Source organism: Polynucleobacter sp. AP-Nino-20-G2 (genome assembly GCF_018688235.1).
In the GTDB taxonomy this organism is placed as follows: Bacteria; Pseudomonadota; Gammaproteobacteria; order Burkholderiales; family Burkholderiaceae; genus Polynucleobacter.
This window is the reverse complement of sequence record NZ_CP061313.1, coordinates 924,011-941,487: the sequence shown is the minus strand read 5'-3', so window position 1 is coordinate 941,487 and position 17,477 is coordinate 924,011. Positions and strand designations below refer to the sequence as shown.

The window sequence follows — 17,477 nt, the reverse complement described above, 5'->3', positions numbered from 1 at the left end:
CAGTCAGGAGATGGACATGAGCAATACCAACAATAAAACCAAACAAGAGATCCCAAGCTTAAAAAGCTTAGAGCGCGATTTCGGTCAAAAATTCGCCTACCCGGCATCCACTAAAACGTATTTAGAGGGCTCACGTCCGGATATCAAAGCGCCGATTCGCATGATTGAGCAACTCCCCACGCGCGTGGGTGAAGAAATGGTTGCCAATCCACCGGTACCGGTTTACGACACATCAGGCCCCTATAGTGATCCTGACATATTGATTAATCTTGAAAAAGGCTTGCCTTTACTCCGGAAAAACTGGATTGAAGAACGTGGAGATACAGAGCAATTATCCGGTCCAAGTTCTGAGTACGGCGTTGCGCGTTCAAAGGACGAAGCGACTCAAAGCTTACGTTTTGCGCATATCAATGCACCACGCGTAGCTAGAGCTGGTCGAAATGTGAGCCAAATGCATTACGCCCGCCAAGGCATCGTGACCCCTGAAATGGAATACGTAGCCTTACGCGAATCCATGGGCTTAGAGCAATTGCGCAAAAACCCAGAGTACAAGCAGTTACTCAAGCAACATCCAGGCAAAAGCTACGGCGCCAACCTGCCGGACATCGTCACCGGTGAATTTGTTCGCTCTGAAATCGCCGCTGGTCGAGCGATTATTCCCGCAAATATTAATCACCCAGAATTAGAGCCAATGATTATTGGCCGAAACTTCCGCGTCAAGATCAATGGCAACTTAGGTAACTCAGCTGTCACCTCCTCCATCAATGAGGAAGTAGAAAAAATGGTCTGGTCAATCCGCTGGGGTGCCGATACGATCATGGATCTTTCCACCGGCAAACATATCCATGAAACACGTGAATGGATTATTCGCAACTCACCAGTGCCAATTGGTACCGTTCCTATTTATCAAGCGCTTGATAAGACCGGCGGCATTGCTGAAGACCTTACCTGGGAAATGTTCCGCGACACTTTAATTGAGCAAGCTGAACAAGGCGTGGATTACTTCACCATTCATGCTGGCGTCTTGTTGCGCTATGTACCCTTAACTGCTGACCGTATTACCGGCATCGTATCTCGTGGTGGCTCCATCATGGCGAAGTGGTGCTTAGCGCATCATAAAGAAAACTTCCTCTACACGAAGTTTGATGAAATCTGCGAAATCATGAAAGCATATGACGTTTCATTTAGTCTAGGTGATGGCCTGCGTCCTGGCTGTATCGCTGACTCAAATGATGCCGCTCAGTTCGGCGAACTCCATACGCTTGGTGAATTAACCGCTAAAGCATGGAAACACGATGTTCAGGTCATGATCGAAGGTCCTGGCCATGTACCAATGCAACGCATTGAAGAAAACATGACCAAGGAACTGAAGCACTGCTTAGAGGCACCCTTCTATACCCTTGGACCATTGATTACCGATATTGCTCCAGGCTACGACCACATCACTAGCGGCATTGGTGCGGCACAAATTGGTTGGTATGGCACTGCCATGCTTTGCTATGTCACACCCAAAGAGCATTTAGGCTTGCCCGACAAAGAAGACGTTCGTACTGGCATCATCACTTACAAAATTGCAGCTCATGGTGCAGACTTAGCTAAGGGCTTGCCTGGTGCGCAAGTGCGTGACAACGCCTTATCCAAGGCGCGTTTTGAGTTCCGCTGGGAAGATCAATTTAATCTAGGCTTAGACCCTGAGCGCGCTCGTGAATATCACGATGCGACTCTCCCGGCTGAAGGCGCGAAAATTGCCCACTTCTGCTCAATGTGCGGACCCAAGTTCTGCTCTATGAAGATCACTCAAGAAGTGCGTGACTACGCTGCCACTTTAGATGCAGATGGCAATCCGAAGACTTCTAAAGTGATTCCGATTGCGGCTGAAGTAGCGCAAGATCCACAAAAAGGCATGGAAGAAATGTCTGCGGAGTTCCGCAAGCGCGGTAGTGAGATTTATCAGTAAGTAATCTTCATACTGAAAAACATTCATTGAAATGAATAGCACTTTCGCAAAAGGTAAATATGCCATCGTCGGTGCCGGCCTCATAGGTCGGTTACTGGCGGTTGCGCTTGCCAAACGCGGGGCGCAAGTCGAGCTATTTGAAAAAGGGGGCTCCGATGCGCTCGAATCCCCCGCTCGAATTGCTGCAGCGATGCTGGCTCCACTCGCAGAGTCAGCCATCACTGAAGATAATGTCGTGGGTATGGGCATTCATAGTCTTCCGCGCTGGAAGCAGTTGATTGATGAACTCGCGAAACCCGTCTTTTTTCAGCAAGATGGTACGTTGATTTTGTGGCATCGCCAAGACGCTAGCGATGCAGAGCGCTTTGCTTCACATCTCGAGCGCAATAGCATGCGCAATGAGTTCTTATCCGCTCCACAACGCTTGGATAGCCATTCATTAAAAGCAATCGAGCCAGGTGTTGCTGATCGGTTTACGCAAGGGCTGTATCTTCCTAATGAGGGTCAATTAGACAACCGCCAATTACTAGAGGCCTTGTTGGTAGAACTCAAGCTCATGAAGGTCAAATGCCATTGGCATACACCAGCCGATCCAGAGCAACTTCGTAAAGAGATTGATCGATTTGATTGGGTGATTGATTGCCGTGGCCTAGGGGCAAAAAAGGCTTGGAAAAATACTGATTCTGCCCCCAAGGATCTACGCGGTGTTCGCGGTGAAGTCATTCGACTGCATGCACCAGAGGTTAAGTTGCGCCGCCCCACCCGTTTAATTCATCCACGCTATCCGATCTATATCGCCCCTAAAGAAGATGATGTTTACGTTATCGGCGCCACTGAGATCGAATCCGAAGACTTATCACCGATGAGTGTGCGCTCGGCCATGGAGTTACTGAGCGCCACCTATACGGTACACAGTGGATTTGCCGAAGCGCGCATCCTTGAGATGGCGACACAATGTCGACCAACTCTCAAAGATAACTTGCCAGAGATTCATGTTGAACGAAGATCGGGAGTTGCGGACTTAATGCTAATTAATGGACTATATCGTCATGGCTTCATGATTTCTCCGGCGATATTAGACTGCGCTCTAGAGTTGATCAGCACAGACTCTAGTCCCACCGCAGAAATACTAGGGCTTGAGGTGAACTCCGACTTGCGCGAGGCGAGCACATGCGCGTAATCGTCAATCAAATTGAGAGACAAGTGCCAGAAGGTAGCACGATTGATGATGTCTTATTACTCATTGCTGCAACTCCACCATACGCTGTGGCAATCAACTATGAATTTGTTCCAAAAACAAAACACGCAGTACAACAATTAAATGAAGGCGATGAAATGGAAGTCATTGCACCAGTTACCGGCGGCTAAATAGACAGCTGACCGACATCCCCCTTCAAAACCTACATCAACCTATTTCATTCAAATGACCGCACCGTTGCCAACTCCACTCAATACAGCAGATCCATTGGTACTCTACGGCGAGACCTTTGCAAGTCGCTTGTTGCTTGGCACTTCACGCTACCCTTCACCACAGGTGTTAGAAAATGCAGTGAAACAATCTAACCCTGGGATGATTACCGTCAGTCTGCGTAGACAAGGCACATCCACTACTGAAGCCCACTCTGGCTTTTGGGATCTCCTGAAGAAAATGGCAGTCCCTGTATTGCCTAACACCGCAGGTTGCCATAGCCCACAAGAAGCTATCACTACAGCACAAATGGCTAGAGAAGTATTTGAAACTGATTGGATCAAGCTTGAGCTTATTGGTGATGACTACACATTGCAGCCTGATACTTTGCGATTAGTCGCCACTGCAGAAACGCTCATCAAAGATGGCTTTAAGGTTCTCCCATATTGCACTGAGGATCTGATCTTATGTCAACGCCTCGTAGATGTGGGCTGCCAGGCAGTCATGCCCTGGGCCGCGCCGATTGGCACCGGCCAAGGCCCACTAAATCCTTATGCCATGAAATTACTGCGCGATCGTTTACCCGTCCCGCTCTTGGTTGATGCCGGCTTAGGGCTACCCTCCCATGCTTGCACGGTAATGGAATGGGGGTTTGATGGCGTCTTACTTAATACCGCTGTAGCGCTCGCCGATGATCCCGTTGCAATGGCTAAAGCGTTTGCTATGTCGGTAGAGGCTGGACGCACCGCCCATCTCTCTGGGGCAGTGCAGCCACAGGAATCCGCGCAGGCAAGTACCCCGCTCGTTGGCACGCCTTTCTGGCATCAAAGCTAAGTACGATAGTCATGAGCCTAGTACGGGACCTTGCCGACCAAATTGTTGCCGCACATATTAAGGATGATTTGTGCATACCTATTCCCAAATTTAGCCTGGAATCGCCTCCGCCAAAAATTGATAATGAGCATGCTGCCGACCACTATGAACTGGCGGGTATGGTTGCTGCGATTTCCATGGGTTTTATCGAGTCCGATGCTAAGACTTTAGGTAAAGCTTGGTCGCGCATGGTTCACCAAGATGGCGGCTTTAATCCTTTCAAGTGGCCTTCGAGACCGGAGCACTTTGATCTGCTTCCCTGGACGCGCAATATGAATCCCAATGCCTTTGCGGAGTGCCCGAAACGTTTGGGCTTGTATGCAGTTATGCCGGATGCGGAATGGGTAAAGCGCATGGTTGAAGCCGAAGTTCCGACCGTGCAATTGCGCTTTAAATCTGATGACAAAAAACTTCTCAAGAAACAGATTACGCAATCTGTTGAGGCCGTTAAGGGCAGTAAAACCCTGCTCTTCATTAATGATTTTTGGGAGGAAGCCATTGAGGCCGGAGCCTATGGCGTTCACCTTGGGCAGGAAGATTTAGAGTTAGCTGATTTAGACGCTATCAGATCAGCCGGTCTGCGCTTAGGTTTAAGCACGCACGGTTATTCTGAAATGGTCTATGCAGATCGATTCTGCCCAAGCTATATCGCCATGGGTGCGGTATTCCCCACCAATCTCAAAAAGATGCCTACTGCACCTCAAGGTTTAGGTCGCCTATACAAATACGCCAAGCTGATGAGTCACTACCCCTTAGTTGCCATTGGCGGGATCGATGAGAGCAGTATTCATGCGGTGGCACAGAGTGGCGTTGGATCTGTGGCGGTAGTCAGAGCAATTAATGGGGCATCTGACCCGAAGGCTGCAGTCAAGCGCCTTCAAGAGTTAATGAAAACTTAAGTTCGCTCAAGGGCGAACTCAGTATTTGCCCTCTTCTTCTGGCAGTGCGGTTGGATAAAAATCATGCATATGCCACAAGGGCCCTGGACCCTCGCCAATACTTAAAAAACATCCGGCCTCCAGTCCCGCCTCTACATAAGCAATCGCCTTAGCAACTGCGTGCGGCAGATCATGACCATCAGCTAAATAGGTAGCAATCGCAGATGCTAAAGAGCAACCTGTGCCGTGGGTATTGGCCGTATTAACGCGGTAGTGCTTGAATTCTTTTGACTGAACTACTTCGAGACCATCTTCCATCGTGCGCCACATCAAGAAATCAGTCAGCTGAGTATGAGTGCTATCTAAATGGCCACCTTTAATCAGCACGGCCTGTGGCCCCATATCGAGCAACTCTTCGGCCGCTTGTTTGAAGTCATCTAGACGAGCAATATCTCGACCTAATAACAATGAGGCCTCTTCTAGGTTGGGCGTGATCAAGCTAGACATTGGAAATAACTCAGCAATCATGGCTTGGGCAGTATCGTCACCACCAAGACTGGCACCTGAAGTGGCTCTTAAAACAGGATCCAAAACAACTCGCCTTGCTCCATGGCGCTTAAGGGCGGAGGCGACGCTGCGAACGATTTCCGGGCTGGCCAACATCCCAATTTTGACAATATCTACCCCGATATCAACAAAGACGGCATCAATCTGGGCTTCGACCACATCCAGATCGACATCCTGAATACGCATGACGCCCAAAGTATTCTGGGCTGTGATGGCTGTAACGACTGTCATCCCATATCCACCAAGGGCTGTGATGACCTTCAGATCGGCCTGGAGCCCCGCCCCGCCGCCACTATCGGACCCAGCAATGGTCAATACTTTGGGAATCTGCACAGAAGTTGGAGTAGTTGGTTTCATCTTGCTATAATATCGGCTTATTCCTCGATAGCTCAGTCGGTAGAGCGCCGGACTGTTAATCCGTAGGTCCCTGGTTCGAGCCCAGGTCGAGGAGCCAAATGCTTGTGTGGTCTGTGTTTAGCGTTGACTTTAATTTGCAACTGTCTGTTGCTCTTTACTGGAGAACCAAACATGGAACATCAAAAAATAGCAGTAAACGCCCCACTGGTCCGGGGCGAGCAGTTCACCCTCAGCGCCCTTGCTGATGCCTATATGGCCAGCTTTACGGGCCGCGACCCCTACCAACACCAACGTTTACACTTTTTTGTCGAGAAAATCGGGCATTTATATGCCTGCGAGATCGACGCCGACCACGTTGATGACTGCCTAGACGCCCTAAAGGCCCGTGGCAAGCTCATGAATAAAGGCGGAACCAGACGTGGTGGCGAGATCATTGCCACCCATAAACCCCTTTCAAACTCGACCTTAAACCGTTATCGCTCGACATTACAGGCCACCCTTACCTGGGCCCGTAAAAAGCGCCTCATGCCGAAAGGATGGAGCAATCCGGTCAATGACACGCAGCGCTTACCGGAAGATAACGCCCGCACCCGCTACCTCAAGCCTGATGAATACGAGCGCTTAATCCAAATGTGCCGTATATCGCATTGGAATAAGCTCACCGCCTTAGTCATGATGGCCGTCACTACGGGCGCGCGCAGAGGCGCCCTCATGGGCCTCAAATGGGAGGATGTGGACCTAGAAAAAGGTGAAGCCTTTGTCTCGCGCACCAAAAATGGTGAACCCTTTGTCTTAGTGCTAATACCCGAAGTCGTTGCGGAATTAAAGCGCTTTGAATCCAAAGTGCGTAAAGATGAATTGGTCTTTGGCGGACTTAATCCCTACAAGCCCGCAAACTTTAATAAAGTTTGGAACACGGCACTACAAGACGCAAATGTAGCTAACACAAATGTAGTGTTTCACACACTGCGTCACACTCACGCGAGTTGGTTAGCTAAACAAGGGGCGCCGCTATTAGCAATCGCTGATTCGATGGGTCATAAATCTTTGGCTATGACTAAGCGTTACTCCCATCTATGCATTGACTCTCGAAAAGAGATAATTCAAAAGACCTTTCAACGCATGTGAAGTCTGGCTAATTTTCACTTTTTTAAGAGGCTATGTATATGAACCCTATAGAAATAAATAATATCTATAGCGCCTATATCTTGGATTTTTTGAATACAGCAACTGTGAAAATTAAATACACAGTTGCTTTTTCTCAAGCTAAAGTTGATCCAAAATTAGACCAGTTACTCGATATCAAAAAATGCACCCTATCGTTTTTAAAAATAGCTAAAAAAATAAAGCTCACCGAACAAAAAATTAAAGGATTTGATGATGCCTGCAATCGATCTAGTTTCGAGTTGGAGCGCTTAAAACTTATTGATGAATGGGCACATAAGAATTCCCCTGTATCCCCTCTATTGGCAGCGATTAAGTGCGCTGCAAGCTATTCAGCTCTTTGTATTTATTTTGGAAAATTAGGCAACGATAAGCAATCACTTCATTACAGTCTGGGTGCAGCAAAATATTTTGGCTACATCGACTCTATCTATGATGAATCCTACAGATACATTATTCAGACCCCAGAAATAAAAAAGGCGTTTGAGCCTGAATTTAAGGAAAAAGCATCAAAAGATTTGGCTGAAAAAGCTTCACAAAGAGCACGAAAACGCCATGCTGAAAGCCCACAAGCAATAGAAAAGGAATTCATATTTAATGAATATATGGCCTGGCGTAGGGGCGAGAAAATGTATAGAAATGTTAGCCACTTCCATCACAAGATGAAAGCTAGATGTACCCATCTAGCACTTCACAGATCAACCTTAGACAACTGGATTAATGTGTGGAAAAAACTACAACCCTAAGCTTAGGGTGTTATTTATTTGAACCTCAAACCTTTTAATCGCCACTTCTAAATTCCATAATTTCCTCACGCCAACATTTGCTGGCTCGTCTGCTAGACCTGCAGACCACACAAAGCACTTAGTAACAAAGGAAATTCAAAATGGAAGATATTTCACTCAAGAATATTCAGAGTCGATCTGAATTTCTCAAAACCCCTGAAGGCAAAAAACTATTTGGCTCCAGTAACGCTCTAGATTGGTTTGAGCGCGTAAACCGGAAATTACTGGTTGAAGCCGGCGTACTTATCAAGGTGCGCGGTGGCTGGTACCGCATTCGGCCAGCCTATGACGCTAAGGTCATAGAAATTGCCAGACAGCTGGCTCGCAAGCAAGTCAATCTGTAACACCCACATCCATCTTACAAAAGGAAGTAAATATGTCTAATGACGTATTCAATATGATTTACATCAAAAATACTGGTAAAGATTTTCAAAAAATTAAGTTGCTACTAGAGACTGCTGAGCACAGCGAAAGGTATGAAGAGCATAACTCAGGGCTATTTAACTCCATTATCCCAATGCCAGAGGGCCTAATTGGATTCCAGGCCATAGCTTCTCAAAAAATCGAAGAGCATATTAACTCACTAATTAAATCAGAATTTGCTGATATTCCCCGTCCTGAAATTGATGAAGAAGGGAGGTTATATAAAAAATATCAGTTTGATTTATCCAGCCCCACAGATCCGGAACTAATCAAGGCATTAGGCATAGAGGAACCTGAACTTACCCCTGTAAATGCCGAAGAAGTCATTTGGAATAAAAAGTACCAATTTCTAAAAAGCATTGCAAATCAGGCAAAAATTATGATGAGGTGCATGAAAAATGTACGCAAATACGGCGCGGAAGATTGGCATGAGTGGCGTCTGGAAAACTGGGGCACCAAGTGGGATGCCCGTGAAATGGAGACAATTTGCTCCAATAAAGATGAAATATGCGTTAAATTTCAAACCCCTTGGAATTGGCCAACAGCAGTTTATGACGCGCTCGCAGTTCAATACCCACAGACACCTATGCTATTTTTTTCGTGGTCATGGGAATCTCGTTTTGCAAAATATGCTGCATATATTCCAGGCAAAGGAAAGTTTTCAGAGCGCCATGATCTCGCTTCAGCAGAGAGCAGTGAGGATGCTTTCTTCATAAACTTGACTCCAGAAATTTTAGAACTATCCAAAGAATTTAAAACCCATCTTCGGACGGAGTTTTGAGTGGCCACTATAAATAACCAAATCCAAATCAAGTGAGCGGGGCAAATTTATGAACCCCATTTATCAATTTCAAAATGCAATCGCTCAAGCAGGCTTAACCCCGCCTTCCGAAATCATTGCCGATGGTCAGATTCACCGCTTCTCAGCCGATGGCAAACCAAGTAATAAAAACGGATGGTATGTGTTCTTTGACGGCGAACCAAGCGCTGGTGTTTATGGCGATTGGAGTAAAGGCCTTCAAGCAAAATGGTATGAAGATGTTGGCAGACCTTATTCTCCTGAGGAAACGAAGATCTACCGCCAAAAAATGGGCTTGGCTAAGGCTGCCTCCAAGAAAGCAAAAGCAGAAAAACAGCTGCAAGCACAAGAGGAGGTTTCCCAATTATGGGCGAGTGTTGAGTCAGTTGAAGCTCATCCATATTTAGATAGAAAATCTATTCGGCCCCACAATATTCGGATATCGGACGATGAGTTGCTCATTCCTATGTATCAGAATAAACAGCTCAAGTCCTTGCAGCACATAAAAGCCGATGGCTCCAAGAAATTTCATACGGGAGGTCAGGTTAAAGGCGCTTACTTTACTATTGGCGGCAAACCCGCCGATGATGGTGTTCTTTGTATATGTGAGGGGTATGCGACTGGAGCATCGATTTATGAGGCTACAAACCACCCTGTAGTTATTGCTTTTACCGCAGGCAACCTACTTCTTGTAGCTCAAAACATGAGAAAAAAATTTCCTAGGGCGAAGATGGTTATTTGCGCCGACGATGACCACAAGACCAATGGCAATGTTGGAATTACGAAGGCTACCGAAACCGCCCTAGCTGTTAATGGATTATTGGCTCTTCCTGTATTTGACGAGCCAAGGCTAGAGCGCCAAACAGACTTTAACGATATGGCCTTAGTGAGAGGTCACGAAACTATCAAAAGCATCATTGATAGTGCTACCCTACCAAAGAAATCTGTATTAAGTCATGAGGGTTGGAAAATACCCATTCCACTCTTAAAGGATCCGCCTGTGAAGAGGTTTGAATATGACTTATTGCCTGAGTCTTTGAGGTCTTGGGTGCACGACATATCCAATCGGATGCAATGCCCTCCTGATTTTGCCGCAGCAGCTGCTATTGTGAGCGCATCCTCATTAATTGGCGCAAAAGCTGTAATCAGACCCAAGGAGAAAGACTCGTGGGAAGTGACCCCAAACCTTTGGGGGTGTGCTGTTGGCAGGGCCGGGGTGATGAAAACACCCGCAGTTAAAGAGGTCTTAAATCCACTCTGGAAGCTCGATTTAAATGAAAGGCAGAACCATGAAGCCGGAATGGCTGACTGGGAGCATGAAAAGTGTTTGATGGAGCTGATGTTCAAAGACAGCACAGCCAAAGCAAAGAGGCTGGCATCCAAGGGAGAGGTCGCTCAAGCGAAAAAGCTAATCAGTGATACCCAAATTCCTTCAAAGCCTATAGCTAAACGACATATCGTTAATGATTCCACGGTAGAGAGTCTACAAGAATTGATGGCAGAGAACTCGTGGGGCTTCCTATGTTTTAGGGACGAACTCTACGGACTATTTAAGTCAATGGAGAAACAGGGTCAGGAAGGCGCGAGAAGTTTTTATTTATCCGCTTATGACGGCAATCAGCCCTTCACGGTAGATCGGATTGGGCGAGGCTCTATTCATATCCCTAGAACCTGCTTATCCCTCTTTGGCACGATTCAGCCCTCAAGACTTGAGGAATACATCCGCAGTGCTATGCAGGGCGGGATAGGTGATGATGGGCTGCTCCAACGCTTTGGATTGATGGTTTATCCAAATATTGATGGTGAATTTAAGTATGTCGACGAAGAACCCAATGTCGATGCTAAAGAAATGGCATGGCCAGTCTTTGAAAGACTTGCGGGACTCGAGTCTAATGGAGATAAACCAAAGGTATGGCGGTTTAGTGAAGATGCTCAGGCTCTATTTCTTGAATGGTATATACCATTTAATAACGAACTTAAAAGCGGTGACCTGCATCCCGCAATGGAAAGCCATTTAAGCAAATACAGAAAGCTAATTCCTGCCCTTGCATTGGTTTTTGCTCAGATTGATACCCCATATTCAAATCAAATAGTCGGCGTGGTTGAGCTGGCTAGAGCATTGGACTGGTGTGAGTATCTAAGAAGCCATGCCGAAAAAATTTATCAATCCGCCACAGCTCCCGAAACATTGGGGGCTCGAGTCGTTCTTAAGAAAATCAAGGCCAAGGCTTTAGTAGATGGCTTTACCCCTAGAGAAATAGCGCAAAAGAATTGGACCGGGCTAAATGATGTTGAGGCAGTCAGAAAGGCTTTGACCCTACTGGTCGACTATGGCTATCTGAGGGTGGAAAGAGGACCGCCTACTTCAGTTGGTGGAAGGCCTAGCGATAAATATTTCATCAATCCAAATATCGGAGATGAAAATGCATAAACCCCTGACTTTAGACGCTACGAAACCTACGAAACTTCAAAAAATAGGTTTTGTAGGTTTTGCAGCCCCCTACTTCGTATACACCCCTGAATCAGAAATGTTTTTTGTAGGTTTTGTAGCCTCATTTTGTGGGGGTAAATCAAAATGACATGGTTGGAGTGGGTCAAGACACAAAACACCATTCGCAGTCATGATTGGTTTAACAAACAAGATGCCTTATTTTGTGACAGAGTGGATTCATTTCAAGCTAGGGGCATTAGCGAGTACGAAGCCAAGTGCATAGCCCTAGAGCTCTACTTAAGAGACTATGACGACCTGAGATTGATTCATTGTCTGGAGTGCCACCACTTAAGGGGTTCATTCCCATTATTTGATTGTCGCAAAGGCAAATCTCATCAACTGGAAGGTTTGCAAAAGTGTACAAACTTCATTCCCCAGACCGGCCTCTAAGAATGAGAAAGCATCAAGATTTACGTCAAATTAAATGGCATAGCATCGGTGCGCAAGCTAGTTCGCACCAAAATGCCCATTTTGAAAATGGCCCGCAGACTCAGAAGTACAGTAACGCCCTCGATAGCGCTGGTCAATACTTAGAAATTTCATGTTAATCACACAATCTCACTGGTACGCAACTAAAAGTGCGCACCAGTGAAACTCAAGCATATGAAATCAATAAAACTAGAAAATCATAGCCAGTTTACGCAAAAATGATTATCAATAACATGGGTGAAGATTAGAATCCAGACCTATCTTAGATCATCGCTTGCATCTTTTATCTTCGACTCAACAACTTCTAGCGAGTCAACAATATCATCTAAATCCGATAGAATTCCACGAAAAATACCAGATCTAATTTTGACTTGCAAATCTTCAACATCCGATTGGGCAGATTGAATTTCAGTTCGAGCATGCATTAAATTGTATTCGGCTGAATCGATCTTCGATTCAAGCTCATGAATTTGCCCCTCCGCCTCCTCAATCTTTGACCGTAACTCATCATTTTCAACATCAACCTTCGATTTCCCACATCCAAATAACAGGATTGAGGAAAGCGTCAGTAGTATGAAGAGCCTCATTTAATGACAACTAGGAATTAGGAAAAGACATGCCAGCAATGATGAACGCCGTTGGTTCATTATCGTAATCAGCTTCAACAATGTGATTTTCTGTTTTAGTGGTCTGCTTTTCGGAAGCCTTTACCGTATCCAGCACCCCCCCATCAACCTTGGGGCACGAACTCTTCGCCTTGATCTTAGAATCAATTGAATTAGCTTTCATCACTGAGCCCTCCGTAAAGCACCTAGATGAATGACTCTACGCCTTAAGACATCAAAATTCAAGGCTGGGGAAAATATTAGCTCAATGAGCAACGGATAGATTATCCATTGGTCTTAAATGGCAGCTAACGACCTTGATTTCAACCCGTCGATGCAACAGTTAGGGCAAAACGTTCTGCCGGTGTTTGATAGTTTAGTGTTTTTCTAGGACGTTCATTGAGTTGCCTTGCTACAGCATTGAGTTTGGCTTGGGAGTAATTAGCTAAGCTCATTCCTTTAGGGAAGTATTGTCTTAATAACCCATTGGTATTTTCATTCGAGCCTCGTTGCCAAGGATGCTGAGGATCGCAAAAATACACTTGCACATCGGTAGCTAGAGTAAAGCGTTTGTGTTCAGACATTTCTTTACCCCGATCCCATGTTAAGGACTTGTAGAGCTCTTGCGGTAACTTGCGGGCATGCTTGATGAGTGCATTGACCACCGTCTCACTGTCTTTACGAGCCACCTTGACTAGCATCACATAGCGAGTCTGGCGCTCCACGAGAGTAGCGATCTGACTATTGGCATCCCCATATAAAAGATCACCTTCCCAATGGCCGGGAACAGCTCTATCTTCTGCTTCGGCTGGCCGCTCTCTGATCGAGACTGCATCCTTAATTTTTCCAAGCCCTGCATCCTTCAGCGTGTGATGCCGTGATCGGCGCATGATGCGGGTGCGTCGTAAATGCTGGGTGAGCTCTTTCTTTAAGGCTCCGCGGGCTTGGATAAAGAGGCTAAGGTAGATCGTTTCGTGTGACACCTGATAGTCCTCCTGATCTGGATAAGTCTCTTTTAGCCATCCGGCAATCTGTTGTGGTGACCAGTAGTGCTGCAGTTTATCTGCCACCAGATGCGCTAAGGCTTTATTCAAGACTAGTTTACAAGTCTGAGGACGCTGCGCTCGATCCCAGGCAGCCTGATTAGATTGGTGGGCTCGATAACTCTTTGGACCGCCATTGCGACCAATCTCACGACTAATTGTGGAAGGTGATCGACCTAACTGAGTTGCAATCGATCTCATGGATTGACCGCTTGCTAGGCCACGTGAGACTGCTTCACGCTCGGCCAAAGTTAATGCCAAGGTTGATCGAGTTCGCTCTGGGGGTCTGATACCGCCACTCTCAGCCAAAATTCGCTGAACTGCCGAGTGGTGGCGATCAAATAACTGGGCAATCTGCTGGAGAGAATCTCCCTTTTTCCAGCGCTCCCACATTAAAGCCTTCTGGGTAGCTGTGTAATAGATTCGAGGTCGTTGTTTCATGAGCAACACTCCTTGCGCTTACGCAGTTTGTAGTGTGTTGCATCGACGGGTTGAAATCAAGACCGATAGTGGACCAACAGATATATCAACCGTTACTCTGGGTCGAGCTCCTAATTACATTCAATGCCAACAGATAGCTTATCCGTAGGCACCATGGACCGGCAAGAACACGGCATTCATTAACTGAACCGGCCAATATTAGGCGGCAACATCTTTGAATATGGATAAACAAGCAAGCATTTCATTGTTTATTTCTTGTGGACTTAGGTCAAGATTGATCGTTTTAATCGAAACCTTATGGCCTTGCATATTGTAGGTGGCATCAACCTTTTCGCCATTTTCGGGATAGATTAGCAGTCCAGATAAGATGCTTTTATCTTTGATTTCCAAGTTTTTTAAATACGCAAAAAGCTGGTAAAGATGGGTGGATATGAATGAGCCTTTGATATTAAGATTGCCTACCGACTTAGCTTGAATAGCTGACTCATAAAACTTACACTCAATCACCAATTTACTTGTTGAATTGAAAAGACTAACATCCGTCTCCATTGTTGGTAAAAAATCTTCTATACCGCCCTCAAAGTTAGTTTCTTGCCAACCAAGGCGCTCTTTCTTGATATTGGTGTAGATAGTCTGATTTAAATGCTTTCTGTAGAAGTTAAAAATGAACCTTTCAAAAATTCTAAATAGCTTTTCATCTGTAATATTTACAAATTCATACCTGCCTGTTGATTCATTTGGCATTAGCTGATCGTAAATTAGCCTGCATACTGAAATTGGAAGGCGGTAACCTCTTATATTTGAATGAAATCTTACTTTGGAAAAAATGTTTGCATCCAAATCTATGGGCTTAATGGCTTTTAGGCGATGAGTTAAGTCAAGAACCTCTTCACGCAACTGATTGTCTAGACCATCAGCATGCACAAGTCTTTCAAGTGTTGTCTTAATAATTTGGTTATGCAGTACTGAATGATCTAGTTCTTCGTAAGCGCAAGTTAACCTTGCTTTGGCAAAACCATTTCTTTTAATTGTGCTGGATATATCAATGCGACCACGAATGCCAAATAACTCCTCACTAACCTCTTTATAGCCCCTATCAAGACCCCTACGAATAACCCTATCAGTAGATATTGTCAGAATTCTTGCTAACAAATTAAGGGCGTCTCCACTTTTATTTGCATCAATCGAAGCCCATTCCATTTCCCATTCCACATCCCAAACATAGGACAGGAGATAGAAGAGGTTGCGAATTGGGATCTTCATTGAAGCAGCTGAGCAGTCAAGGTATCAGCTTTTTCGGGTGCATCAAACCAATATTCTTCGATAAGCGGTTTAATCTCAGCCTTTATTACATTTGCATACCATTCATCTTCTGAGGTTATGGTTTCTGTTGGACAGAAATAGCTATGGCCAATTTGAAAGCCCGGACCCAAATCTCTCCGCTCTCCAGAAATCACTTGATTAAGCGATCCTATTCGGTTTCTGATTTTTTTAACCAACTCCATCGTGCCGCCGGCCTTAGTAATTGCTTGCTGGAACCTATCAGAATCCAATTGGGGGGCAAGACTAAAGAAAGCAAATCTTCTTCTAAGCGCGTAATCGACCAAAGCCAATGATCTATCGGCAGTGTTCATCAATCCAATCAAAAATACATTTTCGGGAACGGAGAATCGCTCAGCTTCAGATTCTGAATAGGTCAACTTAATCGCGTTATCTATGCCACGCTTATCACCTTCAATAAGCATAAGTAATTCACCAAATATTTTGGACAAATTTCCCCGGTTAATTTCATCAATGATGAATACATAGGGTCGACCTAAGTCTGATCTTGCTTTCTCGCAGAAGTTATAAAAAGAACCATTCTTTAAATTAAACCCGCCAGTACTATTTGGCCTCCAGCCTTGAACAAAATCCTCATAAGAGTAAGACTGATGAAACTGAATAAATTCAACTCTTGATGGGTCTTTTTCGCCCATGATTAGATAAGCCAAGCGCTTTGATACAAATGTTTTACCAACTCCGGGAGGGCCTTGAAGAATGATATTCTTCTTCCGTTTGGTGGCGCCTACAATTTCTTCAAGCTCACTCCTGCTCAGGAACAGATCTTTCAACGCATCCTCATACCCATAAGGCTCACTAGCAACGCGCACAACAACTGTTTTATCTGCAATATATGATTCGGCCATATCTTTAAAGGTTGGATACCTGCTAATTTCAGTTAATGTTTTGGTGGTAATGCCAGTACCGGGAAACTCAGCCTTCTGTGTAGTTACCCAATTAACCCTCCTGATGCTCTTGTGTTCTCGACGCTCTGGGTCAAAAATGTAATCAGAGACAATGATTCCTCCGCCAATAACCTTCTTGCGGCCTACTTTTGCCAAAACCAAATCACCCACTTTCATCTCATGGGAGAACTCGTAGCAACAGAGTGAGTCATTGCGTGGAAATGGGCCGACATCACCTTTTAGCTCAAATAGCTTTGTACCAATAGCATCTTGAGAGTCATATTTCGAAAGATCACCTAATTCATCCCACCCAATCGAAATAATCCCTTTTTCGTAAGATTCATTCCATAAGCGACCACCTTCACCCAAGGCTATCGCCCAGATCTTACGGCCATCATCTGCATCATCAGGATTTAAGCCTGCCAGCCGTTGATCTACATATTGCTCATAGCAATCTGTTAATTGCTGAATATCGCCAGCCAACTCTTCGTTACTTGGAATTTCCTCTCGTTTGTAGTATTTGGAGTAGATGGTTGAGGCTTCATACATATTCGTTAATGTGGCGCGCTTTTCATTACTTTCAATCGGGGCGCTATCAAATGCCGTATTCAGCATCTTTGGGAACATAGTCCTGACTTTTTCAGCCCTTCTTTGCAGTTCTTCAGTAGCCGCGATACCGGACCCGTATAACTCTTTGATCTCGGTTACACCTTGACCCAACTTCAAATGGCACCCGTCACCATCAGCCCTGAATAGTATTACTACATAGGTGCCATTTTGTGTGGAGGTCGTCTCTCGAATATCAAGAATGGCAATCCAAGGTGTCTCAGCCCAATTACCCTTGCCATAGGAATACTTAACAAGTAGGTTTTTATTATTTTTAACGAAATCAAGGCTGGCAATCTCTCCCTTGAGTCTCTCAAATAAGTTGCGTATTTCGTGTTGCCCGCCAAATGAGCTGCCAGCCCTTGCCGCCGGGTATTTCTCAAGAATTTCATTTAGTAGATCGTGCATCGTTATTTTTGCCATATA

The 17,477-nt window shown here is 45.4% G+C and carries 17 protein-coding genes and 1 tRNA gene; 12 read left to right on the top strand and 6 right to left on the bottom strand.

The genetic code is table 11. The annotated features are described in order from the left end of the window. Positions 1 to 16: 16 nt before the first annotated feature. The 5 genes from thiC to FD960_RS04920 are packed head-to-tail and all read left to right on the top strand — an operon-like array spanning position 17 to position 5,137. Positions 17 to 1,957: a phosphomethylpyrimidine synthase ThiC gene (thiC, locus tag FD960_RS04940; protein ID WP_251369854.1), complete on the top strand. Its 1,941-nt coding sequence runs from the start codon at positions 17 to 19 to the stop codon at positions 1,955 to 1,957. Between the two features lie 31 nt (positions 1,958 to 1,988). Further along, positions 1,989 to 3,137 (top strand): FAD-dependent oxidoreductase, encoded by a 1,149-nt coding sequence (locus tag FD960_RS04935; RefSeq protein WP_215300405.1) that lies wholly within the window; start codon positions 1,989 to 1,991, stop codon positions 3,135 to 3,137. Beyond that, entirely contained in the window at positions 3,128 to 3,325 is a 198-nt protein-coding gene (thiS, locus tag FD960_RS04930) for a sulfur carrier protein ThiS (RefSeq protein WP_215300404.1), read from the top strand. The genes FD960_RS04935 and thiS overlap by 10 nt, the downstream gene beginning before the upstream one ends. A 55-nt stretch (positions 3,326 to 3,380) precedes the next feature. Continuing rightward, positions 3,381 to 4,199, top strand: coding sequence for a thiazole synthase (locus FD960_RS04925; protein ID WP_215300403.1), 819 nt, complete (start codon positions 3,381 to 3,383; stop codon positions 4,197 to 4,199). An 11-nt stretch (positions 4,200 to 4,210) separates the two neighbouring features. Further along, on the top strand, positions 4,211 to 5,137 hold the full coding sequence (locus FD960_RS04920; RefSeq protein WP_215300402.1) for a thiamine phosphate synthase: 927 nt from the start codon (positions 4,211 to 4,213) through the stop codon (positions 5,135 to 5,137). A gap of 18 nt (positions 5,138 to 5,155) precedes the next feature. Here the strand turns inward: FD960_RS04920 and thiD are convergent, their stop codons facing one another. After that, positions 5,156 to 6,040, bottom strand: a complete 885-nt coding sequence (gene thiD, locus FD960_RS04915) for a bifunctional hydroxymethylpyrimidine kinase/phosphomethylpyrimidine kinase (RefSeq protein ID WP_215300401.1) — start codon at positions 6,038 to 6,040, stop codon at positions 5,156 to 5,158. Between the two features lie 21 nt (positions 6,041 to 6,061). On the opposite strand from thiD, the gene FD960_RS04910 reads away from it, so the two are divergent. The 7 genes from FD960_RS04910 (at position 6,062) to FD960_RS04880 (ending at position 12,092) form a co-directional block, all read left to right on the top strand. After that, positions 6,062 to 6,137: transfer RNA gene (locus FD960_RS04910), tRNA-Asn, on the top strand. 74 nt (positions 6,138 to 6,211) lie between these two features. Next, a complete protein-coding gene (locus tag FD960_RS04905) occupies positions 6,212 to 7,168 on the top strand; it encodes a site-specific integrase (RefSeq protein ID WP_215300397.1) in 957 nt (318 codons plus the stop codon). Positions 7,169 to 7,206: 38 nt separating this feature from the next. Next, positions 7,207 to 7,950, top strand: coding sequence for a hypothetical protein (locus FD960_RS04900; protein WP_215300395.1), 744 nt, complete (start codon positions 7,207 to 7,209; stop codon positions 7,948 to 7,950). Positions 7,951 to 8,090: 140 nt separating this feature from the next. Further along, positions 8,091 to 8,333, top strand: coding sequence for a hypothetical protein (locus tag FD960_RS04895; protein ID WP_215300393.1), 243 nt, complete (start codon positions 8,091 to 8,093; stop codon positions 8,331 to 8,333). A gap of 32 nt (positions 8,334 to 8,365) precedes the next feature. Further along, positions 8,366 to 9,193 (top strand): hypothetical protein, encoded by an 828-nt coding sequence (locus FD960_RS04890; RefSeq protein WP_215300392.1) that lies wholly within the window; start codon positions 8,366 to 8,368, stop codon positions 9,191 to 9,193. A 49-nt stretch (positions 9,194 to 9,242) separates the two neighbouring features. Further along, on the top strand, positions 9,243 to 11,642 hold the full coding sequence (locus FD960_RS04885) for a DUF3987 domain-containing protein (RefSeq protein WP_215300390.1): 2,400 nt from the start codon (positions 9,243 to 9,245) through the stop codon (positions 11,640 to 11,642). Between the two features lie 144 nt (positions 11,643 to 11,786). Further along, on the top strand, positions 11,787 to 12,092 hold the full coding sequence (locus tag FD960_RS04880) for a hypothetical protein (RefSeq protein WP_215300388.1): 306 nt from the start codon (positions 11,787 to 11,789) through the stop codon (positions 12,090 to 12,092). Positions 12,093 to 12,388: 296 nt separating this feature from the next. Here FD960_RS04880 and FD960_RS04875 read toward each other — a convergent pair whose 3' ends face one another. The 5 genes from FD960_RS04875 to FD960_RS04855 form a co-directional block, all read right to left on the bottom strand. Beyond that, the gene (locus FD960_RS04875) at positions 12,389 to 12,718 is read right to left on the bottom strand and encodes a hypothetical protein (RefSeq protein ID WP_215300386.1); all 330 of its coding nucleotides are present in this window, start codon (positions 12,716 to 12,718) and stop codon (positions 12,389 to 12,391) included. 10 nt (positions 12,719 to 12,728) lie between these two features. Further along, the gene (locus FD960_RS04870) at positions 12,729 to 12,920 is read right to left on the bottom strand and encodes a hypothetical protein (RefSeq protein ID WP_215300385.1); all 192 of its coding nucleotides are present in this window, start codon (positions 12,918 to 12,920) and stop codon (positions 12,729 to 12,731) included. Positions 12,921 to 13,059: 139 nt separating this feature from the next. Then, positions 13,060 to 14,220 carry an IS30 family transposase gene (locus FD960_RS04865; protein WP_215299530.1) on the bottom strand — a complete coding sequence of 387 codons (1,161 nt, stop codon included), beginning with the start codon at positions 14,218 to 14,220 and terminating at the stop codon, positions 13,060 to 13,062. A gap of 198 nt (positions 14,221 to 14,418) precedes the next feature. After that, complete coding sequence (locus tag FD960_RS04860) at positions 14,419 to 15,483, bottom strand: hypothetical protein (RefSeq protein ID WP_215300383.1); 1,065 nt, start codon at positions 15,481 to 15,483, stop codon at positions 14,419 to 14,421. Beyond that, positions 15,480 to 17,459 (bottom strand): MrcB family domain-containing protein, encoded by a 1,980-nt coding sequence (locus FD960_RS04855; protein ID WP_215300381.1) that lies wholly within the window; start codon positions 17,457 to 17,459, stop codon positions 15,480 to 15,482. Before FD960_RS04855 ends, FD960_RS04860 begins: the two co-directional genes overlap by 4 nt. Positions 17,460 to 17,477: the final 18 nt, after the last annotated feature.

Bases quoted from the DNA above. Each gene is read 5' to 3' on its own strand.
- thiD (WP_215300401.1), bottom strand. From the start codon at position 6,040: ATGAAACCAACTACTCCAACTTCTGTGCAGATTCCCAAAGTATTGACC.
- FD960_RS04895 (WP_215300393.1), top strand. From the start codon at position 8,091: ATGGAAGATATTTCACTCAAGAATATTCAGAGTCGATCTGAATTTCTC.
- FD960_RS04865 (WP_215299530.1), bottom strand. From the start codon at position 14,220: ATGAAACAACGACCTCGAATCTATTACACAGCTACCCAGAAGGCTTTA.
- FD960_RS04920 (WP_215300402.1), top strand. From the start codon at position 4,211: ATGAGCCTAGTACGGGACCTTGCCGACCAAATTGTTGCCGCACATATT.
- FD960_RS04925 (WP_215300403.1), top strand. From the start codon at position 3,381: ATGACCGCACCGTTGCCAACTCCACTCAATACAGCAGATCCATTGGTA.
- FD960_RS04855 (WP_215300381.1), bottom strand. From the start codon at position 17,459: ATGCACGATCTACTAAATGAAATTCTTGAGAAATACCCGGCGGCAAGG.
- FD960_RS04875 (WP_215300386.1), bottom strand. From the start codon at position 12,718: ATGAGGCTCTTCATACTACTGACGCTTTCCTCAATCCTGTTATTTGGA.
- thiC (WP_251369854.1), top strand. From the start codon at position 17: ATGAGCAATACCAACAATAAAACCAAACAAGAGATCCCAAGCTTAAAA.
- FD960_RS04890 (WP_215300392.1), top strand. From the start codon at position 8,366: ATGTCTAATGACGTATTCAATATGATTTACATCAAAAATACTGGTAAA.
- FD960_RS04880 (WP_215300388.1), top strand. From the start codon at position 11,787: ATGACATGGTTGGAGTGGGTCAAGACACAAAACACCATTCGCAGTCAT.
- FD960_RS04935 (WP_215300405.1), top strand. From the start codon at position 1,989: ATGAATAGCACTTTCGCAAAAGGTAAATATGCCATCGTCGGTGCCGGC.
- FD960_RS04870 (WP_215300385.1), bottom strand. From the start codon at position 12,920: ATGAAAGCTAATTCAATTGATTCTAAGATCAAGGCGAAGAGTTCGTGC.
- thiS (WP_215300404.1), top strand. From the start codon at position 3,128: ATGCGCGTAATCGTCAATCAAATTGAGAGACAAGTGCCAGAAGGTAGC.
- FD960_RS04905 (WP_215300397.1), top strand. From the start codon at position 6,212: ATGGAACATCAAAAAATAGCAGTAAACGCCCCACTGGTCCGGGGCGAG.
- FD960_RS04885 (WP_215300390.1), top strand. From the start codon at position 9,243: ATGAACCCCATTTATCAATTTCAAAATGCAATCGCTCAAGCAGGCTTA.
- FD960_RS04860 (WP_215300383.1), bottom strand. From the start codon at position 15,483: ATGAAGATCCCAATTCGCAACCTCTTCTATCTCCTGTCCTATGTTTGG.
- FD960_RS04900 (WP_215300395.1), top strand. From the start codon at position 7,207: ATGAACCCTATAGAAATAAATAATATCTATAGCGCCTATATCTTGGAT.